Annotated in this window: 22 protein-coding genes; 6 read left to right on the top strand and 16 right to left on the bottom strand. The window is 73.1% G+C overall.

Annotated features, from left to right (window positions below; all coding sequences use genetic code 11):
* Positions 1-47: 47 nt before the first annotated feature.
* The 6 genes from ACZ7LV_RS11550 to zapE all read right to left on the bottom strand — a co-directional run bounded on the left by ACZ7LV_RS11550 (position 48) and on the right by zapE (position 7,188).
* Positions 48-896: a polysaccharide deacetylase family protein gene (locus tag ACZ7LV_RS11550; protein WP_471938186.1), complete on the bottom strand. Its 849-nt coding sequence runs from the start codon at positions 894-896 to the stop codon at positions 48-50.
* 53 nt (positions 897-949) lie between these two features.
* On the bottom strand, positions 950-2,329 hold the full coding sequence (locus tag ACZ7LV_RS11555) for an alkaline phosphatase PhoX (protein WP_471938188.1): 1,380 nt from the start codon (positions 2,327-2,329) through the stop codon (positions 950-952).
* Positions 2,330-2,382: 53 nt separating this feature from the next.
* Positions 2,383-3,378, bottom strand: coding sequence for a slipin family protein (locus ACZ7LV_RS11560; protein WP_471938190.1), 996 nt, complete (start codon positions 3,376-3,378; stop codon positions 2,383-2,385).
* Positions 3,379-3,487: 109 nt separating this feature from the next.
* Positions 3,488-4,942, bottom strand: a complete 1,455-nt coding sequence (locus ACZ7LV_RS11565) for a SulP family inorganic anion transporter (protein WP_471938192.1) — start codon at positions 4,940-4,942, stop codon at positions 3,488-3,490.
* An 8-nt stretch (positions 4,943-4,950) separates the two neighbouring features.
* On the bottom strand, positions 4,951-5,532 hold the full coding sequence (locus tag ACZ7LV_RS11570; protein WP_471938194.1) for a carbonic anhydrase: 582 nt from the start codon (positions 5,530-5,532) through the stop codon (positions 4,951-4,953).
* 555 nt (positions 5,533-6,087) lie between these two features.
* Positions 6,088-7,188: a cell division protein ZapE gene (zapE, locus tag ACZ7LV_RS11575; protein ID WP_471938196.1), complete on the bottom strand. Its 1,101-nt coding sequence runs from the start codon at positions 7,186-7,188 to the stop codon at positions 6,088-6,090.
* 96 nt (positions 7,189-7,284) lie between these two features.
* Here zapE and ACZ7LV_RS11580 point away from each other — a divergent pair, with 96 nt between their 5' ends.
* From ACZ7LV_RS11580 to msrB, 4 genes are all read left to right on the top strand, one after another.
* Entirely contained in the window at positions 7,285-8,061 is a 777-nt protein-coding gene (locus ACZ7LV_RS11580; RefSeq protein WP_471938198.1) for a pyrimidine reductase family protein, read from the top strand.
* A gap of 152 nt (positions 8,062-8,213) precedes the next feature.
* Positions 8,214-8,687: an indole-3-glycerol phosphate synthase gene (locus tag ACZ7LV_RS11585; RefSeq protein ID WP_471938200.1), complete on the top strand. Its 474-nt coding sequence runs from the start codon at positions 8,214-8,216 to the stop codon at positions 8,685-8,687.
* 154 nt (positions 8,688-8,841) lie between these two features.
* Entirely contained in the window at positions 8,842-10,233 is a 1,392-nt protein-coding gene (gene murC, locus ACZ7LV_RS11590; RefSeq protein ID WP_471938202.1) for a UDP-N-acetylmuramate--L-alanine ligase, read from the top strand.
* A 13-nt stretch (positions 10,234-10,246) separates the two neighbouring features.
* Complete coding sequence (gene msrB, locus ACZ7LV_RS11595) at positions 10,247-10,654, top strand: peptide-methionine (R)-S-oxide reductase MsrB (RefSeq protein ID WP_471938204.1); 408 nt, start codon at positions 10,247-10,249, stop codon at positions 10,652-10,654.
* Positions 10,655-10,675: 21 nt separating this feature from the next.
* Here the strand turns inward: msrB and meaB are convergent, their stop codons facing one another.
* The 10 genes from meaB to ACZ7LV_RS11645 all read right to left on the bottom strand — a co-directional run bounded on the left by meaB (position 10,676) and on the right by ACZ7LV_RS11645 (position 22,517).
* Complete coding sequence (gene meaB, locus ACZ7LV_RS11600; RefSeq protein ID WP_471938206.1) at positions 10,676-11,680, bottom strand: methylmalonyl Co-A mutase-associated GTPase MeaB; 1,005 nt, start codon at positions 11,678-11,680, stop codon at positions 10,676-10,678.
* On the bottom strand, positions 11,677-13,851 hold the full coding sequence (gene scpA, locus ACZ7LV_RS11605; RefSeq protein ID WP_471938209.1) for a methylmalonyl-CoA mutase: 2,175 nt from the start codon (positions 13,849-13,851) through the stop codon (positions 11,677-11,679). Before scpA ends, meaB begins: the two co-directional genes overlap by 4 nt.
* Entirely contained in the window at positions 13,851-15,653 is a 1,803-nt protein-coding gene (locus ACZ7LV_RS11610; RefSeq protein WP_471938211.1) for a methylmalonyl-CoA mutase family protein, read from the bottom strand. The genes scpA and ACZ7LV_RS11610 overlap by 1 nt, the downstream gene beginning before the upstream one ends.
* Positions 15,654-15,772: 119 nt before the next feature.
* Entirely contained in the window at positions 15,773-16,504 is a 732-nt protein-coding gene (locus tag ACZ7LV_RS11615; protein WP_471938213.1) for a GntR family transcriptional regulator, read from the bottom strand.
* A 47-nt stretch (positions 16,505-16,551) separates the two neighbouring features.
* Entirely contained in the window at positions 16,552-17,553 is a 1,002-nt protein-coding gene (locus ACZ7LV_RS11620) for a proline racemase family protein (RefSeq protein ID WP_471938215.1), read from the bottom strand.
* Positions 17,554-17,567: 14 nt separating this feature from the next.
* Positions 17,568-18,464: a dihydrodipicolinate synthase family protein gene (locus ACZ7LV_RS11625; RefSeq protein WP_471938217.1), complete on the bottom strand. Its 897-nt coding sequence runs from the start codon at positions 18,462-18,464 to the stop codon at positions 17,568-17,570.
* Positions 18,454-19,899, bottom strand: a complete 1,446-nt coding sequence (locus ACZ7LV_RS11630; RefSeq protein ID WP_471938219.1) for an FAD/NAD(P)-dependent oxidoreductase — start codon at positions 19,897-19,899, stop codon at positions 18,454-18,456. The genes ACZ7LV_RS11625 and ACZ7LV_RS11630 overlap by 11 nt, the downstream gene beginning before the upstream one ends.
* On the bottom strand, positions 19,892-20,242 hold the full coding sequence (locus ACZ7LV_RS11635) for a (2Fe-2S)-binding protein (RefSeq protein ID WP_471938221.1): 351 nt from the start codon (positions 20,240-20,242) through the stop codon (positions 19,892-19,894). The genes ACZ7LV_RS11630 and ACZ7LV_RS11635 overlap by 8 nt, the downstream gene beginning before the upstream one ends.
* Positions 20,239-21,390, bottom strand: a complete 1,152-nt coding sequence (locus ACZ7LV_RS11640) for an NAD(P)/FAD-dependent oxidoreductase (RefSeq protein ID WP_471938223.1) — start codon at positions 21,388-21,390, stop codon at positions 20,239-20,241. Before ACZ7LV_RS11640 ends, ACZ7LV_RS11635 begins: the two co-directional genes overlap by 4 nt.
* 131 nt (positions 21,391-21,521) lie before the next feature.
* Positions 21,522-22,517, bottom strand: coding sequence for an undecaprenyl-diphosphate phosphatase (locus ACZ7LV_RS11645; RefSeq protein WP_471938225.1), 996 nt, complete (start codon positions 22,515-22,517; stop codon positions 21,522-21,524).
* A 178-nt stretch (positions 22,518-22,695) separates the two neighbouring features.
* Here ACZ7LV_RS11645 and ACZ7LV_RS11650 point away from each other — a divergent pair, with 178 nt between their 5' ends.
* The gene (locus tag ACZ7LV_RS11650; RefSeq protein WP_471938227.1) at positions 22,696-23,844 is read left to right on the top strand and encodes a PP2C family protein-serine/threonine phosphatase; all 1,149 of its coding nucleotides are present in this window, start codon (positions 22,696-22,698) and stop codon (positions 23,842-23,844) included.
* A gap of 89 nt (positions 23,845-23,933) precedes the next feature.
* Positions 23,934-24,638, top strand: a complete 705-nt coding sequence (locus ACZ7LV_RS11655) for a response regulator transcription factor (RefSeq protein WP_471938229.1) — start codon at positions 23,934-23,936, stop codon at positions 24,636-24,638.

Raw genomic sequence — 24,638 nt, forward strand, 5'->3', positions numbered from 1 at the left:
ACCCTGACTGACGCGGTACTAGGGACCGTCCGGGGCGAGCGCGGCGGTCACGGTCGTCCGTCCGAGGCGGCCGTCCGGATCAGCTCGGACACCTTCACGAACCGGTACCCCTGCCGCCGCAGCTCGGGCACGATCGTGCGGATCGCCCGCTCGGTCGTCGGCGCCGCGCTGCGCGTGCAGTGCAGTACGACGACGGATCCCGGCCGCACCCCGTCCAGCACCTGCCGGGCCACCGCGTCCGCGTCCGTCGCGAAGGCGTCGCCGCTGACCACGTCCCACTGCACCGCCGTGACACCGGTGGCGCTCAGCGCGCGCAGAGCCCGCTGGTCGTAGCAGCCACCGGGGAACCGGAAGTACGGCTTGGCGTCGCGCACGCCGGCCCGGCGGAAGGCCGCGTAGGCCCGCTCCACCTCCGTGCGCATGCGCTCCGCCCCGACGGTCGGCAGGCCGTAGCAGTCGTCGGTGAAGGCGTAGTGGCTGTAGGAGTGGTTGGCCACCTCGAACAGGGGGTCCCGGCCGATGCCGCGGGCCTGGATCGGGTACTGCTCGGCCCATCGGCCCGTCATGAACACGGTCGCCGGCACCTTCAGCGCCCGCAGTGTCGCGATCAGCTGCGGATTGTCGAAGTGCTCGCCCCCGGCGGCACGCGGCCCCTGGTCGGCGGTCATGTCGGCGTCGAAGGTGAGCGCCACGGTCCTGCCCCCGGTCCGCGGGCCGCTGGTGAAGACCGGTGTGAGGCCCTGGGGGCCGGGGGCGAGGGTGGGCGGTCTCGCCGGAGAGGCGGGCGCCGAGGGGGCGGCCGTCCGGCCGCCCTGCGGCGCCTGTGCGGTGCCGCAGGCGGCCAGGGCGGCGCCCAGGAAGCAGACGGTGATGACTCTTCGTACGGAAGTGATCACCGTGTGAAAATATGACCTTTTGGGTCGGGGTCAGCGCCGACGCGGCGGACGCGTCACCCGGCCGGCGGCCTCCGCCACGGCCCGCGCACCGCGAAGGTCGTCCCGGGGTCGTAGCAGTTGACGTACATCGTCTCGCCGTCCGGCGAGAAGGTGACGCCCGCGAACTCGCCGTACTTCGGGGCCTCGGAGGTGCCCGTGTTCTGCCGGTTGCGGGCCAGCGCGTACACCTCGCCCCGGCGCGTCACCCCGAAGACGTGCTGCGCGCCGTTGCCGTCCTCGCAGACCATGAGGCCGCCGCCCGGGGCGAGGCAGATGTTGTCCGGCCACTCGCCGGGCAGGTCGACGTCCTGGTCCGGGCCGAAGACGATCACCAGGGTGAGGCGGCGGGCCGCCGGGTCGTAGCGCCAGACCTGGCCGGAGTGGTCGCCCGCCGAACCGTCCGCGCTGCGGGCGAACGACGAGACGAAGTACACGCTCCGTCCGCCCCAGTAACAGCCCTCCAGCTTCTGCGCCCGTGTGATGCCCCGGGGGCCGTAGTCCTGGAGGCGCACGGAGGTGCTGGTGGCGAGGGGGTCCGGTACGTCGACCCACTCGACGCCGCCGAAGCTCGCGCCCGTCTCCTGGATCGACGACAGGTCGGGCACGCCGGGTACCCGCATCGCCTGGAGCCGGCCGCCCGCCCGCAGGGAGCCGGTGCCGCCGAGCGGCTTCTCGGGCAGGAAGCGGAAGAAGAGCCCGAAAGGCGGGACGAAGGCGTCCTCCGTCTCGTAGACGACACCCGAGCGCGGGTCGACCGCGATCGCCTCGTGCTGGAAGCGGCCCATCGCGGTGAGCGGAACCGCGCCGGTGCAGTGCGGGTCGGCCGGGTCGACCTCGAAGATGAAGCCGTGATCCTTGGTGTAGCCGGAGGTGCCCGCGCGGTCCTCGGTCTCCTCGCAGGTCAGCCAGGTGCGCCACGGCGTGTGGCCGCCAGCGCAGTTGACGGCCGTTCCGGCGACGGCGACCCGCTCCGCGCGGACGTGGACACCGGCCTCCAGCGTCAGCGCCGTGCAGCCGCCCTTGGCCGCCGGGTCGTAGGTGAGGCCCTCGACCACCGGGACGGGACCCCTCGACGTGACGCGGTTCTCGTGGTTGCGCACGAGGTGGACGCGGCCGTGACGCCCGGGCAGGGCGGTCATGCCGTCCTGGTTGGAGGGGACGCGGCCCTCGCCGGAGAGCATCGGTTCGCCCTCGCGGGAGAGCACCCGGTAGCGGAATCCCTCCGGCAGGTCGAGCAGTCCGTTCGGATCGGGTACGAGGGGGCCGTAGCCGGTGTGGCCGAGGTCGCGGGCGGCGGCCGTGCCGGCGAAGAGCTCGGACAGGGCGCCGGAGAACGCGATGCCCGCTCCCAGGGCACCGCCGCGGGCGAGGGCATGACGACGCGTCACAGACATGGGGGAAACCTTCCTGCTGGCGGACAGGACAGTGACCCCGTCGTGTCTATCAGCTACCGCCGGTCGCTGGAACCACGCGCGAAGCACTCGTCACGGGACGTCGCCGCGGCCGGGGCGGAGCCGCGCCCCTCCGGCTCGTCCGGCTCGGGCTCGTCCGGCGCGCGGTCCGCGACCGCCGCCTCCAGTTCCTGGTCCTGGCTCATGTCCTGGCCCTGGTCCTGGCCCAGGCCCTGGTCCTGGCTCACGCTCCGGTCCGGTGTCCGGGCGTGGCCCTGAGGGTGGTCGGTCGGCTGGGGCGGCCGTTCCAGGAAGCGGAGCAGCTCCACCGGGAAGGGCAGCACCAGCGTCGAGTTCTTCTCGGCGGCCACCGCCACGATCGTCTGGAGCAGGCGCAGCTGGAGCGCGGTCGGCGTGTCCTCCATCTGCTGGGCCGCCTCGGCCAGCTTCTTCGACGCCTGGTACTCGGCGTCGGCGTTGATGACGCGGGCACGCCGCTCCCGGTCGGCCTCGGCCTGGCGGGCCATGGAGCGCTTCATCGTCTCCGGCAGCGACACGTCCTTGATCTCGACCCGGTCGACCTGCACGCCCCAGCCGACCGCCGGGCTGTCGATCATCAGCTCAAGTCCCTGGTTGAGCTTCTCGCGGTCGGAGAGCAGATCGTCCAGCTCGCTCTTGCCGATGATCGAACGCAGCGAGGTCTGGGCCATCTGGGAGACCGCGAACTTGTAGTCCTCGACCTTGATCAGCGCGCTCGACGCGTCGACCACCTTGAAGTACACGACGGCGTCCACGCGCACGGTCACGTTGTCCCGGGTGATGCCCTCCTGGGCCGGCACCGGCATCGTGACGATCTGCATGTTCACCTTGTGCAGCCGGTCCACGAACGGGATGATCAGCGTGAATCCGGGCGTCCGCACCTGGCCCTTGAGCCGGCCGAGCCGCAGCACCACACCACGCTCGTACTGCTTGACGACCCGCGCCGCCGCCCCGAGGTACACCACACCGGCGGAGCCGACCGCCGCGGCGGTCACCAGGATTTCCTCGACCATTGACGACCTCCTCGCCAGCGGCCCGTGATGTCCGTTCCTGCAACGATATGCCCGGTCTCCGGTCCGGGGCCACGGGGGCTCCGTACCGGACACCGGGCTGTCGGACGGGTCAGGGTATGGTCACCTTCACCGGGTCGGTGCCGGACGCGCTGTGCCGCTCGGCCCAGCTCTCCAGCGCCGTACGGCACGCGTGGTCCAGGTGGTGGAGACCGGACAGGTCGAGCTCGATGGGCCGGTCCTGCGGAAGCGACTCCAGGCTGTCGAGGATCTTCGGCAGCCGCAGGAAGGTCGCGTTGCCCGACAGGTGGGCCTGGATCGGCCCGGCGCCCTTGTCTATCACCTCCAGCTTGAGGTGCGAGGCCTCCCAGGCGGTCTTGGCGACCGACAGGGCGAGACCGATCAGGACCCCCTCGAACATGTTCACGCCGACGATGGCGGCCGCCGTGACGACGAGGATGAGCGCCTCGCCCCGGTGGTCGCGCCACATCGCCACGAGCTGCCGGAACGGGATCAGCTTCCAGCCCGCGTGGACCAGGATGCCCGCCAGCGCGGGCAACGGGATCAGCGCCAGCGCGGACGGCAGCAGGGCGGCGAACAGCAGCAGCCAGACGCCGTGCAGCACCCGGGAGGCCTTGGTCCGGGCACCCGCCTGGACGTTGGCCGAACTGCGCACGATGACCGCGGTCATCGGCAGCGCGCCGAGCACACCGCAGACCGTGTTGCCGGCGCCCTGGGCCATCAGCTCCTTGTCGTAGCGGGTGCGCGGACCGTCGTGCAGCCGGTCCACGGCCGCCGCGCTGAACAGGCTCTCCGCCGAGGCGATCAGGGTGAAGGCCAGCACGGTGCCGATGACGGCCGGGCTCGCCAGCTCCGCGAAGGCGTCGGCGCCGGGCGGCTGGACCGCGTCGATCAGGCCGCTCACCTCGACGGTGCTGACCGGGAGGTCGAACGCGAGGGTGACGAGCGTGGCCAGGGCGACGGCGGCGAGGGCGCCGGGCACCGCGCGCACCCGCTCCGGCATTCTTTTCCACGCCACCATGACGGCTACCGTGGCCGCCCCTATCGCCACGGAGGCCAGCGCCGTGGTGCTGCTCACGGCCGCGACGACGGCCTCGGGCAGACCGGCGATCTTGTCGACGCCGGATGTGGGGGCCTTCATGCCGGCCGCCGCGTACAACTGCCCCGCGATGATCACGAGGCCGATGCCGGCCAGCATGCCCTCGACGACCGACACCGAGATCGCCCGGAACCAGCGCCCCAGCTTCAGGGCGCCCATCACGAGCTGGAGCAGACCGGCCGCGAGCACCAGCACCCCGAGCACGGGCAGCCCGAACTCGGTGACCGCCTCGTAGACCAGTACCGTCATGCCCGCCGCCGGGCCGGACACCTGGAGGCTGCTGCCGGGCAGCAGGCCGGTCACGAGGCCGCCCACGATGCCGGTGACCAGGCCGAGTTCGGCCGGGACACCGGAGGCGACGGCCACGCCCACGCACAGCGGCACGGCGACGAGGAAGACGACGACGGAGGCGGCGAAGTCCTGCCGTAAGTAGGGGTACTTGGCCATGGCGGGGCTCACAGCGCCTCGAACGCGTCGGCGTCGGGGCGGTGTTCGCGTACGGCGCCGGTGTGCACCTCGTAGTACCAGCCGCGCAGCCGCAACCGGCCGTCCGCCAGCCGTCGCTCGACGCACGGGTACGAGCGCAGCCGCAACAGCTGGGCCAGGACGTGGTGCTGCACCGCCTCGGCGACGGTCGGGTCGGCCGGGTCGGCTGCCTCGGGCTGGTCGGCGGCGTGCGCCAGCCAGTCCCGGACGGCCGGTACGGCGTCGAGGTCGTCACCGCGCACCAGGGCGCCGACGGCCCCGCAGTGCGAGTGGCCGCAGACGACGACGTCCTTGACGCCGAGCACCTCCACGGCGTACTCGATGGTTGCCGCCTCACCGGTGGGGCGGCCGGAGGTGTACGGGGGAACGATGTTGCCCGCGGTGCGCAGCTCGAACAGCTGGCCGGGGCGGGCGCCGGTGATCAGGGCGGGCACGACCCTGGAGTCGGAGCAGGTGATGAACAGGACTTCAGGGGACTGGCCCTGAGCCAGCTGAGCGAACTCCTCAGGGCGCTGTCCGAACGTGCGGGCGTTGTCGATGAGGGGCTGCATGACGTGGTGATTCCTCCTGGCGCGCAGTGGGGGCGCGTCGGACGTGCATGACAGGGTGAGGTGGGGGGACTGCTCCGCTCCCGGCGTCCGGTCCGGACGTCAGCGGCCGAGGATCGGGGAACCGGCCGGGGAGGGGGCGGTCGAGGGTCTCGACTCGTGGTCGTACGCGGCGCCGGGGACGACCGCGTCGGGTTCGGCCCCCTCGCCTATTCGCTCACCGGAGCGCGTCGCTCCGCACCGAGCTTTGGCCTCGATGTGACGGGCCGTGTACGCAGCTGCGAAGGGCGGGTGAGGTGCCGGGAACGGCAGGGCGCGCGGAGCCGCGGCAGGGGCCGTGCACAGGAGCCGGACCGTCGTACCTAGGAACATCACGCCTCCCTCCGGTTCGGTCACACCTCTAGCCCACACCAACGGTTGGTCAACAGCTGGTCAAGAAAGACATTAACCCTGCAAAGTTGTTTGCAGGGTCAACTCGGCGTCTTGAGCGGAAGAGAGCCTCAAAAGTGAGGTTGAGCTGGCGTGATCCGTCCCTCTGACGCGGGGGACGGCGTGGCGTCAGCGGTCCTCGGTCAGCCGCTGCCCGTCCCGGGCCAGCGCGGTGAGCCGCGAGATGGCGCGGAAGTACTTCTTGCGGTACCCGCCCTTCAGCATCTCCTCGCTGAACAGCTGGTCGAAGGGCGACCCCGAGGCCAGGACGGGCACTTCACGGTCGTAGAGCCGGTCCGCGAGCACCACGAGCCGCAGCGCCGTCGACTGGTCGGGAACGGGCCGCACGTCGGTCAGGCACACCGCCGTGACGCCGTCCGTCAACGCGCCGTACCGGCTGGGGTGGACGCGGGCGAGGTGGTCGAGCAGTCGCGGGAACGCGTCGAGCGAGGCCCCCTCGGTGACCTGCGCGGCCCGCGTCACCTGCTCGTCGGTGAACGGCGCCGGCGCCTGCGGCAGGCCGCGGTGGCGGTAGTCCTCGCCGTCGATGCGCAGGGCACGGAAATGCGCCGACAGGCCCTGGATCTCGCGCAGGAAGTCGGCGGACGCGAACCGGCCCTCGCCGAGCTTGCCCGGCAGGGTGTTCGAGGTCGCGGCGAGCGCGACGCCCGCGTCGACCAGCTTGCCGAGCAGGGTGGAGACCAGGACGGTGTCGCCCGGGTCGTCCAGCTCGAACTCGTCGATGCACAGCAGACGGTGGCCGGAGAGCGTCTGGACGGTCTGCTGGAAGCCGAGGGCGCCCACCAGGTTGGTCAGCTCCACGAACGTGCCGAAGGCCTTGCGGGCGGGTTCTGCGGGGGTCGCGTGCCAGAGGGAGGCGAGGAGGTGGGTCTTGCCTACGCCGTAGCCGCCGTCGAGGTAGACGCCGCGGGGTCCGGCCGGAGCCTTGGGCGCCTTGGCCCTGCCGAACCCGAGAAATCCCCGCCTGCCGGTGTCCGGGGCCGCGCCCAGGCCGGCCGCGAAGCCCTCCAGGGCCCCGACCGCCTCGCTCTGACTGGGCTGGTTCGGGTCCGGGATGTACGTGCTGAAGCGCACCGAGTCGAACCGGGGCGGGGGCACCATCTCGGCCACCAGGCGGTCCGCGGGGACGTGCGGCTCCCGCGCGCAGAGGGAGAGGGGGGCGGCTTCGGCGGCTATGGGGCTTCGGCCGGCGGCGGTGGAGGAGGACACGCTTACCCATGCTAAAGGGTGCGGCAGGGGCGGTTCCGGCGCGGGGTGAGCGACCGGGCCCGGACGGATCGCGGCCCGCGTGGAACACTGCACGGCATGCGACGCCTCTTTCCCGTGACCGACACGACAGCGGATCCGGCCGGACGTGAGTGGGACCTCGCGGAGCTGGCACAGGCCTACGCCTACCCGCAGCAGCGGGCCGGGGAGGCGGTCCCCTGGCTGCGGGCCAACATGGTCTCCACGCTCGACGGGGCCGCCCAGCACGACGGGAAGTCGCAGCCCATCTCCAACGCCACCGACATGCGGATCTTCGGCACGCTGCGGGCGCTGGCGGACGTCGTGATGGTCGGTGCGGAAACGGTCCGCCAGGAGGGGTACCGCCCGGCACGCGTGCGCGCCGAGTTCGCGGCGGCGCGCGCGGCGGCCGGACAGGAACCCGTGCCCGCGATCGCGGTCGTCAGCGCCGGCCTGGACCTGGACTTCTCGCTGCCGCTGTTCACCTCTCCGGTGGTGCCCACACTGATCCTCACCGGAGCGGCCGCGGCGCCGGAGCGGGTCGCCGCGGCCAAGAAGGCCGGGGTGCGGGTGGTGGTCGCCGGGGACGGCGTCGGCGTGGAGCCCGCACGGGCCGTACGGGCGCTCGCCGCGCTCGGTCACACCCGGCTGCTCACCGAGGGCGGGCCGCGGCTGCTGGGGCAGCTGGTGGCGGCCGGAGTGCTCGACGAGCTCTGCCTGACCGTCTCGCCGATGCTCGCGGCCGGGAGCGCCCAGCGGATCGCCGGCGGGCCGGCGATCGCGGTGCCGCAGCGGTTCGAACTGGCGTCCTTGCTGGAAGAGGCCGGTTTTCTGTTCACCCGTTACCGTCGGTCGTGAGATCGACGGAATGTGTTGTTCCGCTTGACCCGCGACGGGCACGCCGGGACGCGCACTACCGGCGCGATCACGGGGCAGGATGGTTTCCGCAGGGCCGGACGGCCGATGGAGGACGGAGGGCCGAGAGGCCCTCGGAGGAGAAGGGGCGCCTGGTGTTCACAAGCGTTTTGATGATCGAGAAGGCCCTCACGTCCGCCGACGTGGAGTTCGTCACCACCTTGCACGGGGACGAGCCGGTGGCCTTCCACGTACTGCTCCAGCCGCGCGGTGAGCAGGCGGACCGCCTGCTGCGGGCCATCGACGACCTCGCGCTCGGCGAGCTCGACGAGGCGGCGCGCGAGGGCGAGACACCGGAGGGGGAGGCGGCCAGAGGGGAGGGCCGGCGGGCGCTGGACGTGTCCTTGCAGGCACTGCGGGCCTCCGGCAGCGCGGCGGAGGGCCGGCTGATCGAGGACCATCCGCTCGACGCGCTCAAGGGCGTGGTGGAGGAGGTCGGCGCCGACGAGGTGATCGTCCTGACGGACCCCCACTACGTGGAGGAGTTCTTCCACCGGGACTGGGCCTCGCGCGCGCGGCACAAGGTGGGGGTGCCGGTACTGAAGCTGTTCTCGCACAGCAAGGCCTAGGGGCCGTCCGGCGGATCGTGGCCTGTCACGTCACGCGTGCGGCGTGGGGGTGCCGCCCCCTTGCCGGGCGCCTAGCGCCGCACGCAATAGGCTGGGGGCGCGCTTCCCCGTCGGGGCGCGCTGATCGTCGTACCGGATCTTGGGGAGAACACGCATGGCACCCGCCCTTCCTGCCGCCATGGACCGACCGCACTTCATCGGTATCGGTGGGGCCGGGATGTCCGGTATCGCGAAGATTCTGGCGCAGCGCGGGGCCAAGGTCGCCGGCAGTGACGCCAAGGAGTCGGCGACCGTCGAAGCGCTGCGGGCGCTGGGCGCCACCGTGCACATCGGGCACGCGGCGGAGCACCTCGCGGACGACGCCAGCTGTGTCGTGGTGTCCTCGGCGATCAGGTCCGACAACCCGGAGCTGGCCCGCGCGGCCGAGCTGGGCGTGCCGGTGGTGCACCGGTCCGACGCGCTGGCCGCCCTGATGGAGGGGCTGCGGCCGATCGCCGTCGCCGGTACGCACGGCAAGACCACGACCACCTCGATGCTGGCCGTCTCGCTGTCCGCGCTCGGTCTGCGGCCGTCGTACGCGATCGGAGGGGACCTCGACGCACCGGGCTCCAACGCGCTGCACGGCGACGGTGACATCTTCGTGGCCGAGGCGGACGAGAGCGACCGCAGCTTCCACAAGTACGCTCCCGAGGTCGCGATCGTGCTCAACGTCGAGCTCGACCACCACGCCAACTACGCCTCGATGGACGAGATCCACGAGTCCTTCGAGACCTTCACCGGCCGGATCGTGCCCGGCGGCACGCTGGTGGTCTCGGCGGACCAGGAGGGCGCGCGGGAGCTGACGCGGCGCGTCGCGGCCTCGGGTGTGAAGGTCGTGACGTACGGCTCGGCGGACGACGCCGACGTGCGGGTGCTGTCGGTCGTGCCGCAGGGGCTGAAGAGCGAGGTCACCGTCCTGCTGGAGGACCAGGAGCTCACCTTCACGGTCTCCGTCCCCGGCCGGCACTACGCCCACAACGCGGTCGCGGCGCTCGTGGCGGGCGTGGCCCTCGGGGTCCCGGCGGCGGACCTGGCGTCGGCGCTGGCGGCGTACACCGGGGTGAAGCGACGGCTGCAGCTGAAGGGCGAGGCGGCCGGGGTCCAGGTGATCGACTCCTACGCCCACCACCCGACCGAGATGACCGCGGACCTGGAGGCGATGCGGGCGGCCGGCGGTGACGCGCGGATCCTGGTGGTCTTCCAGCCGCACCTGTTCTCGCGGACGCAGGAGCTGGGCACGGAGATGGGCCAGGCGCTCGCCCTCGCGGACGCCTCCGTGGTGCTGGACATCTACCCGGCCCGTGAGGACCCGATCCCGGGTGTCACCAGCGAGCTGATCATCGAGGCGGCACGGGCCGCGGGCGCCGACGTCACCGCCGTGCACGCCAAGGACGAGGTGCCCGAAGCGGTGGCGGGAATGTCGGGACCGGGCGATCTGGTTCTCACCATGGGCGCGGGCGATGTCACCGACCTCGGACCGCGCATCTTGGACCGCCTGTCGAAGTAAGGGGCTGACACCCATGTCGTACGACGTCGAGAAGCCGGACGAGCAGTGGCGCGTGGAACTGACGCCGGCCGAGTACGCCGTGCTGCGCCAGGCCGCGACGGAACCCGCGTTCACCGGTGAGTACACCGACACCAAGACCAAGGGCGTGTACTCGTGCCGCGCCTGCGGCGCCGAGCTGTTCACCTCGAACACCAAGTTCGAGTCGCACTGCGGCTGGCCGTCCTTCTACGACCCCAAGGACAGCGACGCGGTGGAACTGGTGCAGGACCGCTCGCACGGCATGGTGCGCACCGAGGTGCTGTGTTCCCGCTGCGGATCTCATCTCGGACACGTGTTCGAAGGCGAGGGGTATCCGACGCCGACGGACCAGCGCTACTGCATCAACAGCATCTCGCTGCGCCTGGCGCCCGACGAGGCGTAGGCGACGACCACGGGCCCGGTCTCACCGCGACGGTGGGGCCGGGTCTTCCGTGTCGCCCCCGAACGCCCGCAGGATGCGCTCCGCCGCCAGGGTCGCCGTCACCTCGCCGCCCCGGACCTGACGCTCCAGGTCCGGGGCGAGCGTGCGGACGGCCGGGTGGGCGTGCAGTCTGCCCAGCAGGTCGTCACGGACCATCGTCCACGTCCAGTCCACCTGCTGATCGCGGCGCTTCGCGGCGAGCCGGCCCGTGGAGTCGAGCAGCGAGCGGTGCTGTTCGAGGCGCTCCCAGACCGTGTCCAGACCGGTCGACTCGCGGGCGCTGCAGTGCAGCACGGGCGGCGTCCAGAAGGCGTCCTTGCCGTGCATCAGCCGCAGGGCGCCCGACAGCTCACGGGCGGCCGCGCGGGCGTCCCGCTCGTGCGGGCCGTCCGCCTTGTTCACGGCGAGCACGTCGGCCAGCTCCAGCACGCCCTTCTTGATGCCCTGGAGCTGGTCGCCGGTGCGGGCGAGGGTCAGCAGCAGGAACGAGTCGACCATGTCGGCGACGGCCGTCTCGGACTGGCCGACGCCGACCGTCTCGACGAGGACCACGTCGTAGCCCGCCGCCTCCATCACCACGATCGACTCGCGGGTCGCCTTGGCGACACCGCCGAGCGTGCCGGCCGTGGGGGAGGGGCGCACGAAGGCCGCCGGGTCGACGGCCAGCCGCTCCATCCGCGTCTTGTCGCCCAGGATCGAGCCGCCCGTCCGGGTCGACGACGGGTCGACGGCGAGCACGGCGACCCGGTGGCCGAGGGCGGTCAGCAGGGTGCCGAAGGCGTCGATGAACGTCGACTTGCCGACCCCCGGCACCCCGCTGACGCCGATGCGCCGCGCCTTCCCGCTGTGGGGCAGCAGCTCGGTCAGCATCTCCTGGGCCAGCGCCCGGTGCTGCGGCCGGGTGGACTCGACGAGTGTGATCGCGCGTGCCACGAGCGCCCGCTTCCCGTCGAGCACGCCCTTCACATACGCGTCGACGTCGATCACCGCGCGTGCCCGAGGCCCGCCGCCAGCCGTCGCACCAGGTCGTGGGCCGCGTCAGGGATCACCGTCCCGGGCGGGAACACGGCCGCCGCGCCCATCTCCAGCAGGGTCGGCACGTCCTGCGGCGGGATCACCCCGCCGACGACGATCATGATGTCCTCGCGGCCCTCCTCGGCGAGCTGCTCGCGCAGCGCCGGTACGAGGGTGAGATGGCCGGCGGCCAGCGAGGACACCCCCACGATGTGCACATCCGCCTCGACCGCCTGGCGGGCGACCTCGGCGGGCGTCTGGAACAGCGGGCCGACGTCGACGTCGAAGCCGAGGTCGGCGAAGGCGGTCGCGATCACCTTCTGGCCGCGGTCGTGCCCGTCCTGGCCCATCTTGGCGACCAGGATGCGCGGGCGGCGGCCCTCCGCCTCCTCGAACGCGTCCACGAGGACGCGGGTGCGGTCGACGGACGGGGACTCGCCGGCTTCGTTGCGGTACACGCCGGAGATCGTACGGATCTGGCTCGCGTGCCGCCCGTACACCTTCTCCAGGGCATCCGAGATCTCCCCGACGGTGGCCTTCGCGCGGGCCGCGTGCACGGCCAGCTCCAGCAGGTTGCCGTCGCCGCCGGCGGCCCGGGTCAGCGCGTCCAGCGCGTCGCGGCAGGCGGTCTCGTCGCGCTCCGCGCGCAGCCGGCGCAGCTTCTCGATCTGCTGGGCGCGCACCGAGGAGTTGTCGACCTTGAGCACCTCGATCTGCTCGTCGCTGTCGACGCGGTACTTGTTGACGCCGATCACCGGCTGCCGCCCGGAGTCGATCCGGGCCTGGGTGCGTGCCGCGGCCTCCTCGATGCGCAGCTTGGGGATGCCGGCGTCGATCGCCTTGGCCATGCCGCCCGCCGCCTCCACCTCCTGGATGTGCTGCCAGGCCTTGCGGGCGAGGTCGTACGTCAGCTTCTCGACGTAGGCGCTGCCGCCCCACGGGTCGATGACGCGGGTGGTGCCGGACTCCTGCTGGATGAGCAGCTGGGTGTTGCGGGCGATCCGGGCCGAGAAGTCGGTGGGCAGCGCGAGCGCCTCGTCGAGCGCGTTGGTGTGCAGCGACTGGGTGTGGCCCTGGGTGGCGGCCATCGCCTCCACGCAGGTACGCGTGACGTTGTTGAACACGTCCTGGGCCGTCAGCGACCAGCCGGAGGTCTGCGAATGCGTCCGCAGGGACAGGGACTTGGTGTTCTGCGGGTCGAACTGCCTGACCAGCCTGGCCCACAGCAGCCGGGCCGCGCGCAGCTTGGCGACCTCCATGAAGAAGTTCATGCCGATCGCCCAGAAGAAGGACAGCCGCGGCGCGAACGCGTCCACGTCAAGACCCGCCTCCCGGCCTGCCCGGATGTACTCCACGCCGTCCGCGAGGGTGTACGCCAGCTCCAGGTCGGCCGTCGCGCCCGCCTCCTGGATGTGGTAGCCGGAGATGGAGATGGAGTTGTAGCGGGGCATCCGCCGGGAGGTGAAGGCGAAGATGTCGGAGATGATCCGCATCGACGGCTTCGGCGGATAGATGTAGGTGTTGCGGACCATGAACTCCTTGAGGATGTCGTTCTGGATGGTCCCGGCCAGCTTCTCGGGCGGTACGCCCTGTTCCTCCGCGGCGACGATGTACAGCGCGAGCACCGGCAGCACCGCGCCGTTCATCGTCATCGACACGGTCATCCGGTCCAGCGGGATGCCGTCGAAGAGCCGGCGCATGTCGTAGATCGAGTCGATCGCCACGCCCGCCATGCCGACGTCGCCGGTCACCCTCGGGTGGTCGCTGTCGTAGCCGCGGTGCGTGGGCAGGTCGAAGGCGACCGACAGGCCCTTCTGACCGGCCGCCAGGTTGCGCCGGTAGAACGCGTTGGACTCCTCTGCGGTGGAGAAGCCCGCGTACTGGCGGATGGTCCAGGGCTGGTTGACGTACATCGTCGGGTAGGGGCCGCGCAGATACGGGGCGATGCCCGGGTAGGTGTCCAGGAAGTCCAGGCCCTCCAGGTCCTGCCCGGTGTAGAGCGGCTTGACCGCGATGCCCTCCGGGGTCTCCCAGAGCAGGTCGTCACCGCCCGCCGCCTTCTTCACCGCCGAGCGCCACTCGTCGGCGGCCCCGTCGGCGACCGGGGTCCCCAGTTCGATCCCGGAGAAGTCGGGGAAGGACATCAGGACACTCCCATCCGGTCGAGGGTCGCGGAGAGCACGGCGATCGCGTCGCAGCCCGCGAAGACGTAACCGCCGACACCCGCGTACTGCCCCGGCCGTCCCGCGAGCAGCACCTGCGTGGCGCCCGCCGCCGTCAGCTCCCGGGCGCGGGCCTCGGCCTGCTCCGCGTACAGCTCGTCGCTGGAGCACAGGCAGGCCTCGCTCGCCCCGCTCTCCTCGAAGGTGCCCTCGGTGACGGGCTCGATGCCGCCCGCCTGGAAGAGGTTCGCGGCGAAGCCGGCGCGCGCGGTGTGCGCGGCGGCCGGGCCGAGGGTGGCGAGGTAGATCCGCGGGCGCGAGCCGGTGGCCGCGAGATGGGCGTCGGACCGCGCGCGCAGCGCCTCGTAGGCGTCGTCGCGGCGTACGCGGGGCAGGCCGCCGGAGGGCGGCTCGGGGGCCGGTTCGCGCACGACGGGCTTCTCGGCCAGGTGCGGGAACTCGCTGACGCCGGTGACGGGTTCACGCCGCTTGGCGAGCTTCGCGCTCCGTGCCGCCCAGGTCTCGGCCAGCCGCTCGCGGACCGTTCCCGACCGCAGGGCGGCCGCCTGGCCGCCCGCGCGCTCGATGTCCTGGAAGAACTCCCAGCCCGCGTGGGCGAGTTCGTCGGTCAGCCGCTCCACGTACCAGGAACCGCCCGCCGGGTCGATCACCCGGGACAGGTGCGACTCCTCGATCAGGATCGTGGAGGTGTTGCGGGCGATACGGCGTGCGAACGCGTCCGGCAGGCCGAGCGCGTGGTCGAACGGCAGCACGGTCACGGCGTCGGCGCCCCCGACGCCGGCCGCCAGCGTGGCCACGGTGGTGCGCAGCATGTTCACCCACGGGTCGCGGCGCGTCATCATCACCGGCGAGGTCACGACGTGCTGCACCTGGGCGCCCGGACCGCCGCACACCTCGGCGACCCGCGCCCACAGCCGGCGCGCCGCGCGCAGTTTGGCGATCGTCAGGAACTGGTCGGCGGTGGCCGCGTACCGGAACTCCAGCTGTCCGCAGGCCTGCTCGATGCTCAGGCCCGCCTCGGTCAGCGCCCGCAGGTAGGCGACACCGGTCGCCAGCGAGCACCCCAGTTCCTGCGCGGCCGAGCCGCCCGCCTCGTGGTACGGCAGCGCGTCCACGGTGAGCGCCCGCAGCCCTGGGTACTCCTCGGCGCAGCGCCGCGCGAGCCCCGCCACGACGGTGAAGTCGTCACTCCGCCCCGTACGGGCCTCGTGGCCCAGCGGGTCGGCGCCGAGGTTGCCGCGCGCCGCCTCGGGGGCGACGCCCCGCTCCTCGTACAGGCGCAGCAACTCCTTCGCCGCGTCCGCGACGTCGCGTCCGGCGTCCAGGACGACGGGTGCCAGGTCGAGGTAGACGCCGTCGAGGACCTGACCCAGCGACGACACCGGCAGGCCGCCCTCGCCGGCGACCAGCCAGAGGGAGGTGACGCCGTTCTCCAGGTCGGCCAGCACCGCGGCGCCGTCGGCGCTCGCGTGCCGCTGCCGCACGTCCCAGCCGCCGAGGGTGTTCCCCTCGGCCCGGGCGCTGCGCACAAAGGGCGCGAAACCGGGGAAGCCGGACTCCGGCGCCGCGTCGTGGGCGGTGTACAGGGGCCGGACTCGGAGTCCGTCCTCCAGCGTGGTGGCCAGGGCGTCCTCGGCGGCCGCGCCCTCGACGTCCTTGCCCGACTTGCGCAGTACGCCCGCCACAAGGCGCTGCCACTGCTCACGGGTCGCGTCGGAGAACTCGGCGGCCAGGGAAAGCCCGTCGTCGGGCAGGACCGTCATGCTCGGATGCTAGGCCAGGGGGACAAAGGAGCAGCAGAGGGCGCGGCTGTGACCTTGCCCTCTCCGGGTGAGCCTTGATGAGGCGACGGATTCCGTACTACGCGGCGGTGTGACGCCCTTCACCCGGGTGGCGTGGGCACGGGTGCCGGGTCCTGGGCGGGGGCCGGACGGGGTGCCGCCGGGTCCGGAGCCGCCCACATGCCCCGGACATGGCTCAGATGGCGGGTCATGACGGCGCGGACCGACTCCTCGTCGCGCGCGAGGAGGGCGTCGAGGAGCTCCAGGTGCTCCTCGGCCGACGCCTGGAGGCGGCCTTGTTCGGCCAGCGCGGTCAGGCCGTAGAGCCGGGCGCGGCGGCGCAGGTCGCGGACCACCTCGACGAGGTGCTCGTTGCCCGCGAGGGACAACAGCCCGAGGTGGAAGCGCACATCGGCCTCGACGTAGGCGATCAGGTCGCCGGCCACGGCCGCGGCGACGATCTCCTCGGCCACCGGACGCAGCGCCGCCAGCGCCACCGGGTCCGCCGTGCGGGCCAGCCGGGCCGTGGTGGGGATCTCGATCAGCGCGCGCACGTGCGTGTACTCGTCGAGCTGCTTCTCCGAGACGGCCGTGACCCGGAAGCCCTTGTTGGGGACCGTGTCGACCAGGCCCTCCTTGGCCAGGTCCAGCATCGCCTCGCGCACCGGCGTCGCGGAGACCCCGAAGCGCGCGGCGAGCGTGGGCGCCGAGTAGACCTCCCCGGTGCGCAGTTCACCGGCGACCAGCGCGGCCCGCAGGGCGTCGGCGACCCGCTCGCGGTAACTGCTCCTCCTGCCGCCGAGCGTGGGGAGGCTGGAGGGCGGCGCCGTCATGGGGTGGCTCCTCGGTTTCCGTACGACGTGGTGCCTGACATGGTTCCTCACAGCACGAAGCCGGCCGGGAACGGGTCCGTGGGATCCAGCAGGTACTGGGCCGTGCCCGTGATCCACGCGCGCCCGGTGAAGCTCGGCAGCACCGCCGGGAGCCCGGCCACCTCCGTGGTCCCGAGCAGCCGGCCGGTGAAGTGGGTGCCGATGAAGGACTCGTTGACGAACTCGGTGTGCAGGGGCAGTTCACCGCGGGCGTGCAGCTGCGCCATGCGCGCGCTGGTGCCCGTACCGCAGGGCGAGCGGTCGAACCAGCCGGGATGGATCGCCATCGCGTGACGTGAGTGACGGGCGGTGGCGTCCGGGGCGAGCAGGTGGACGTGGTGCAGGCCGTGGATCGACGGGTCCTCGGGGTGGACCGGCTCCTCCTCGGCGTTGACGGCCGCCATGAGCGCCAGTCCCGCCTTCAGGATGTCGTCCTTGCGGGACCGTTCGAAGGGCAGGCCGAACTCCGCGAGCGGCAGGACGGCGTAGAAGTTCCCGCCGTAGGCGAGGTCGTACGTCACCGTGCGCCCGTCGGCGAGCGTGGCCTTGCGGTCGAGGCCCACCGCGAACGACGGCACGTTGCGCAGGGTGACGTTCCTCGCCGCGCCGCCCTCGACGGCCACCTCGGCGACCACGAGGCCCGCGGGGGTGTCCAGGCGGATGGTGGTGACCGGCTCGGTGACCTCGACCATCCCGGTCTCCACGAGCACGGTCGCCACGCCGATCGTGCCGTGCCCGCACATCGGCAGATAGCCGGAGACCTCGATGAACAGGACGCCCCAGTCGCAGTCGGGGCGGGTGGGCGGCTGGAGGATCGCGCCGCTCATCGCGGCATGACCGCGCGGCTCGTTCATCAGCAACCGCTTGACGTCGTCGCGGTGTTCACGGAAGTACAGCCGCCGCTCGTTCATCGTCGCGCCGGGTACCGGGCCGATCCCGCCGGTGATCACGCGGGTGGGCATGCCCTCGGTGTGCGAGTCGACGGCGTGCAGGACGAGTGTGCTGCGCATGACGGTCCGTCTCCTTATCCGAGGCCCGCGGCGAGGGCCTTCTCCGTCGCCGCCCGCACCGCCGCCTCCTGTTCCGGCGCCAGCGGCACACGCGGGGGCCGGCACGGGCCGCCGTACCGACCGGCGATGTCCATCGACAACTTGATGGCCTGCACGAACTCCACCCGTGAGTCCCAGCGCAGCAGCGGATGCAACTGCCGGTACAGCGGCAGCGCGGTCACCAGGTCACCGGCCACCGCCGCCCGGTAGAACTCCACCGAGGACCTCGGCAGCGCGTTCGGGTACCCGGCCACCCAGCCCTTGGCGCCCGCGATCGCCAGCTCCAGCGCGACGTCGTCGGCGCCGATCAGCAGGTCCAGCTCCGGGGCGAGTTCGGCGATGCGGTACGCGCGCCGCACGTCGCCGGAGAACTCCTTGACGCCCTGCACGTGCCCCTCCCCGTGCAGCCGGGCGAGCAGTTCCGGCACGAGGTCGACCTTGGTGTCGATCGGGTTGTTGTACGCCACCACCGGCAGCCCCGCGCGGGCCACCTCGGCGTAGTGGGCGAGGACCGACCGCTCGTCGGCCCGGTAGGCGTTGGGCGGCAGCAGCATCACGGCGCCGCACCCCGCCTCGGCCGCCCGCTCGGCCCAGCGCCGGGCCTCCACGGCGCCGTAGGCGGCGACCCCGGGCATCACCCGCTCGCCCCCGACCGCGGCGACGGCGGTCTCCACGACCCTGACGCGTTCCTCGGGCGTGAGCACCTGGTACTCGCCGAGCGAGCCGTTCGGTACGACGCCGTCGCAGCCGTTCGCGACGAGCCAGGCGCAGTGCTCGGCGAAGGCGTCGTGGTCGACGGCCAGATCGGCGGTGAGCGGGAGCGCGGTGGCGACGAGGACGCCACGCCAGGGGCGGTGCCGGTCAGTCGTCATGAGGGTCCTTTCCGTCCGGGGTGTCGAAGGGTGGGGGCGCGGTTCCTGCCGGGGGATCCTGTCCGGCGAGCACGCCGAGGGGTACCGGCCGGGCGAACGGGGTGCGGGCGGGGGTCGGGGGACAGCCGGCGAGCGCGGCGACCGCCGTCGCGCACATCCGGCCCTGGCACCAGCCCATGCCGGCGCGGGTGAGCAGCTTCACGGTCCGCACGTCCCCGGCGCCGAGCTCGCCGGTGGCCGCCCGCACGGCGGACACCGGGACCTCCTCGCACCGGCAGACCAGGGTGTCGTCGCCGACCTGCTCGGCCCAGCGCGCGGGCGGCGCGTAGACCGCGTCGAGCGCGGCGGAGAACCGGCGCAGCGCGGCCCTGCTCCGCGCCGCCGCGCTCCACGTCCGGGCGTCGGGCGGCAGGCCGGTCAGGCGCGCGGCGGCCGAGCGCCCGGCGATGTGCCCCTCGGCGAGCGCGAGGTCCGCGCCGCCGACGCCGGTGGCCTCGCCCGCCGCCCACACGCCGGGCACGTCCGTGCGCTGCTCGTCGTCCACGTGCACGGCGACCCCGTCGAGGCGGCAGCCCAGGGTGGCGGCCAGATCGGTGTGCGGCAGCATGCCGTGGCCGACGGCGAGCGTGTCGCACGCGACGCGGCGCCGGGAGCCCGGCCGGACCCGGCCCCCGGCGTCCAGGGCGGCGACCGTCACGGCCTCCAGCCGCTGGTCGCCGTGCGCCTCGACCACCGTGTGGCGGGCCAGCACGGGGATCCGCCGGCGCAGCAGCCGGGCGGCGTACCCGGCCCCCTCGGCGAGCTTGGCCGGCCGGGCGGCGAGCGCCCGGGAGTGCCGTGCGAGGGCGCCCGGTCCGCTGTGCTCGACCAGTGCGGCGACCCGTGCGCCCGCCGCGGCCAGCCCGGTCGCGACGGGCAGCAGCAGCGGTCCGGTCCCGGCCACCACGGCGGTGCGGCCGGGCAGCACGAGCCCGGACTTGAGCATGGCCTGCGCGCCGCCCGCGGTGACCACGCCGGGCAGGGTCCAGCCGGGGAAGGGCAGCACCGTCTCGTAGCCGCCGGTGGCGAGGACGACCGCGTCGGCGTCGACCGCGACCCCCTCCTCCTGGAGCGGCCCGAGCAACGCGTGCACCGTCAGACCGTCCGCGTGCCGCTCCACGCACCAGACGTGATGGTCCGGCAGATGCACGACGGTGCCCGCGGCGAGCTGCCGGTCCAGGCCCTCGCGCAGCCGCCGCCAGGTGCGCCAGTGGTGGTGCAGCGCCTGCGGGCGGCGCGCGCCGAGTCCGGACGCGGGCTGCCGGTAGAACTGGCCGCCCGCGTCGGGGGCGGAGTCGACGAGGGTGACGCGCACGCCCGCGGCGGCCGCCGCGAGCGCCGCCGCGAGCCCTGCCGGGCCCGCGCCGATCACGGCGAGGCGGGGGTGTTCAGTCATCGTGCCCCGTCCCTTCCTGCGTGCGGATCGTGTCGCCCGGCCGCGCCGGAACGAGGCAGGCGCGCAGATTGGGGCGGCCGTTGACGGTCACCAGGCAGTCGAAGCAGACGCCGATCCCGCAGAACACCCCGCGCGGTCGTCCGGCACCCCGGGTGGTGCGCCAGGAGGTGACACCGGCCGCCCACAGCGCGGCGGCGAGCGTCTGCCCGGGCAGCGCCTCGATCTCACGCCCGTCGAAGGTGAGCGTGGCGGCGGGTCCGGGCCGGGCGTCGGCCAACTCCAGCGGATTCGAGGGCCGTTGCCCTCGCACCCCGTTCGGCGGGTGCTTCTCGAAGCGCGTCATGGGGCCTCCTCCTCGAACCGGTCCGGGCGGAAGGGCGCCAGGTCCAGCTCAGGGACCTGTCCGGTCAGCACCTGGGCGAGCAGGTGCCCGGTCCCGGTCGCCAGCCCGATGCCCGCGCCCTCGTGCCCGCAGGCGTGCAGCAGTCCCGGCACCCGCGGATCGGGCCCGACGGCGGGCAGGTGGTCGGGGAGGTAGGGGCGGAAACCGGCGTACGTCCGCATGGCCCGCGCCCGCCCGAGGAACGGGAACAGCCGGACCGCGCCGGCCGCCAGCTCCCGCACCACCGGCAGCGAGAAGGACCGGTCGAACCCGACCCGTTCGCGGCTGGCGCCGATCAGGACCGGCCCTGCCGCCGTGCCCTCGACGACCGGCGAGGTCTGCAGCGCCGCCGAGTCGCTGGCCACGTCGGCCACGTAGTCGGCGGCGTACACCTTGTGCCGTACCAGGCGCGGCAGCGGCTCGGTGACCAGGACGAACCCGCGGCGGGGGAGGACGGGCAGGTGGACCCCGGCCAGCGCGGCGACCTCGCCGCCCCAGGTCCCGGCGGCGTTCACGACGGCGGGCGCGTGGATGTCGCCCCGGTCGGTACGTACCCCGCGCACGGCGCCGCCGGGGCCGCGCAGTACGGCGGTCACGGTCCGGCCGGTCTCCAGCCGCGCGCGGGAGGCCCGTACGAGGTGCGCGGCGGCCAGGGCGGGCATGACCTGGGCGTCCTGCGGATAGTGCATGCCGCCCGGGAGGCCGGGCGCGAGGTGCGGCTCCAGCTCCTGGAGCTGCCGCTCGTCGACGGGCACGGCCTCGACACCGGCGGCGCGCTGGGCGGTCGCGAACCTCTCCAGGGCTTCGCGGCCCGCGGCCGAGGAGGCGACGACCACGCCGCCCTTGGCCTCGTACTCGATCGCCGTGCCGAACTCCTTCGCGAGCCCTGCCCACAACCGCGTGGAGAGCAGCGCGAGCGCGAGCTCGGGGCCTGGTTCCTTGTCGGAGACGAGGACGTTGCCCTCGCCTGCGCCGGTGGTGCCGCCGGCGACGGGGCCCCGGTCGACGAGCGTCACGGCGAGGCCTGCCCGTGCCGCGTGGAAGGCGCAGGCAGCGCCCACCATACCGGCCCCCACAACCACGACATCGCAGGTCAGCGACTTGGTCACGTCAGTAATATGTCACACACCACAGCGCCTCGGAATACCCCCGGGCCGGATTTTCCGGGTGGCTCGGGGGTGTTCCGACCGGGGGGAGGGGATCGACCGGAGGCCGAGGGGCTCGGCGGGGGCCGAGTCGCTCAGCCGGCCGACTCGGCGGCGTGCGGGCTGATCACCCCGAAGGTGACCAGCGCGATGATCACCAGGCCGAGGGCGATGCGGTAGTGCACGAACGGCATGAAGCTGCGGGTCTCGATGAACTTCATGAACCAGGCGATCACCGCGTATCCCACGCCGAACGCGACGAGGGTGGCCAGCGCCGTCGGTCCCCAGCTGACGTGGCCGCCCTCGGTGGCGTCCCGGAGCTCGAACAGCCCGGAGGCGAGGACGGCCGGGATCGCGAGCAGGAAGCAGTAGCGGGCGGCCGCCGCGCGGGTGTAGCCCATGAACAGGCCGCCGCTGGTGGTGGCGCCGGAGCGGGAGACGCCCGGGATGAGGGCCAGCGCCTGGCACAGGCCGTAGATCAGGCCGTCCCTGACGGTGAGGTCGTGCAGGGTCTTGCCGGAGGCGCGGGGGGTGGCGGGGGCGGCGGAGGTCGTCGTGGTGCTCAGGGCGGCGGGCGCGCCGGGTGTGCCCGAGCGGGTGAGGAGGGCGTCGTGGGCCTCGTGGGCGCCGGGAGCGCCGGCCTCGCCGGCGCCGGCGAGGCTCTCCCGTTCGGCGCGGGCGGCGAGGCGGTCGGCGACGCCCAGCACCACGCCCATGACGATGAGCATGGTCGCGGTCAGCCGGAGATCGCGGAACGGCCCCTCGATCTGGTCCTTGAACGTGACACCCAGGACGCCGATCGGGATAGAGCCGATGATCAGCATCCAGCCGAGCCGGGCGTCCTGGTCCTGGCGGAGCGTGCGGTCCGTCAGGGAGCGGCACCACGCGGTGACGATGCGGGCGATGTCCGACCGGAAATAGATCAGTACCGCGGTCTCGGTGCCGATCTGCGTGATCGCGGTGAACGCGGCGCCGGGGTCCTGCCAGCCGGAGAAGGCGGCCACCAGACGCAGGTGCGCGCTCGACGAGATCGGCAGGAATTCGGTCAGTCCCTGGACGAGACCGAGGATGATGGATTCGAACCAGCTCATGGAAGCGCAAGGGTATCCAAGGACCCCGGGCGGCCGACGCGCGATCGGTGTCGGTTTCATCCCATTTAAGGTGTTCTGTGTGGCGCGATGGCTCCGGTCCTTCCGAAAATCACCGACATCCGGCTCCGTCGGCCGCACACGCGCGCCCGAACCGGGGCCCGGCGTGTCGTCGCGGCTGATGACGCTGCGCTCCACCGTGGCCGGGGTCGGGACGACGCTCGACGAGGAGACCACCTGCACCGAGCTCACCAGGGTGGCGGCCGAGCACGGAGGGTGCACGGCGGCCGTCGTGCGGCGCCACCTGGAGGAGGCCGATCCGTCGTACGAGGCGGTGCACGGCGACCGCACCCTGCTGCCCGACCTGGGCTGGCCCGCGGCGATGGCGCGCCGGACGGACAGCCGGAGCGGCTACGAGAGGGACGGCCCCGCGCTGTGCGTGCCGCTCGTCAGCGGCGACGACCGCTACGGCGTCCTGGTGTGCGTCCGGGGCGCGGGACCGTTCACCCCGCCGGAGGCGGACGTGCTGGCACTGCTCGCCGAGCGCGCCGCCTCGCACATCCGGCACGCCCGGGAGCACGACCGGATGAGCCGGATCGTCGGCGACCTCCAGCGGGCGCTGCTCGCCGAGCCCGGCCGGCCGCACCCGAACCTGGACGTCGCCATCCGCTACCTGCCGGTGGGCCAGCGTGCCCTGGTCGGCGGCGACTGGTGCGAGACCGTCCGCCTGCACTTCGGGCGCACCCTGCTCGTCGTCGGGGACGTGATGGGCCACGGCCTGGAGGCGGCCGTCGACATGACCGCCTACCGCTCGGCCCTGCGCTACATCGCCTCCGCCGACCTGCCGCCGCACCGCGTGCTGCGCCAGCTCGACGACATCGCCTCCAACGAGTCCGAGCGGCGGCCCGCCACCTGCCTGATCGCCCGCGTCGACCCCGTGCGCGGCCAGATCACCCTGGCCAGCGCGGGTCATCTGCCGCCCGCCGTGATCGACGGCAGGGGTGACACCTCGCTCCTGCCGGTGCCCGTCGGACCACCGCTGGGCACCGGCCTCGGCGGCTACGAGCCGGCGACGTACCGGCTGGACGGCGCGGAGACGCTGCTGCTGTTCACCGACGGGCTCGTCGAGCATCGCGGGGAGGACATCGACGAGTCCCTGAACCGGCTGGCCCGGCTGCGCTTCGACGCGGCGGAAGGGGTGGAGACGATCCTGGACACCGTCCTCGCCAACCTCGACGCCGGACACGCGGAGGACGACGTGGCCATCCTGGCGTCCCGGCTGCGGCACCGGCCGCAGCCCGACGAGGAGGGCATGGCCTTCGCCACCTGAGCCCACCGCGCCCGCCGGCTTTCTTACGGAACCGGGACGTCGAGCGGTCTCGCTCCCGTTGCCGCGGGCGGGATGCGAGGCTGGCCGGCATGGAACAGCAGTCGTACGGGGCCCGGGTCCTGGTCGTCGACGACGACCCGACCGTCGCCGAGGTGGTCTCCGGGTACCTCGTCCGGGCCGGGTACGTCGTGGACCGCGCCGGTGACGGCCCCGACGCGCTGGCCCGGGCCGCCGCGCACTGGCCCGACCTGGTCGTGCTGGACCTGATGCTGCCCGGCATGGACGGGCTGGAGGTGTGCCGGCGGATGCGGACGCGCGGCCCGGTGCCGGTGATCATGCTCACCGCGCGGGGGGACGAGGACGACCGGATCCTCGGTCTGGAGGTGGGCGCCGACGACTACGTCACCAAGCCCTTCAGCCCCCGCGAACTGGTCCTGCGGGTGGAGTCCGTGCTGCGCCGGAGCAGGCCCGCCCCGCACCAGTCCACCGACGCGCTGGGCGCCGCCGGCCTCACGGTCGATCCGGCCGCCCGGCGTGCCGCCAAGCACGGCGACGAACTCGCCCTGACCATCCGGGAGTTCGATCTGCTCACGTTCTTCCTGCGCAACCCCGGGCGGGCGTTCAGCAGGGAGGAGCTGATGCGGGAGGTGTGGGGGTGGGACTTCGGCGACCTGTCGACGGTGACCGTCCATGTGCGGCGGCTGCGCGGCAAGGTGGAGGACGACCCGGCGAGGCCCCGGTTCATCCAGACGGTGTGGGGCGTCGGCTACCGCTTCGACGAGGGAGAGGGGTGA

It is taken from the genome of Streptomyces sp. NPDC107562, assembly GCF_055657325.1.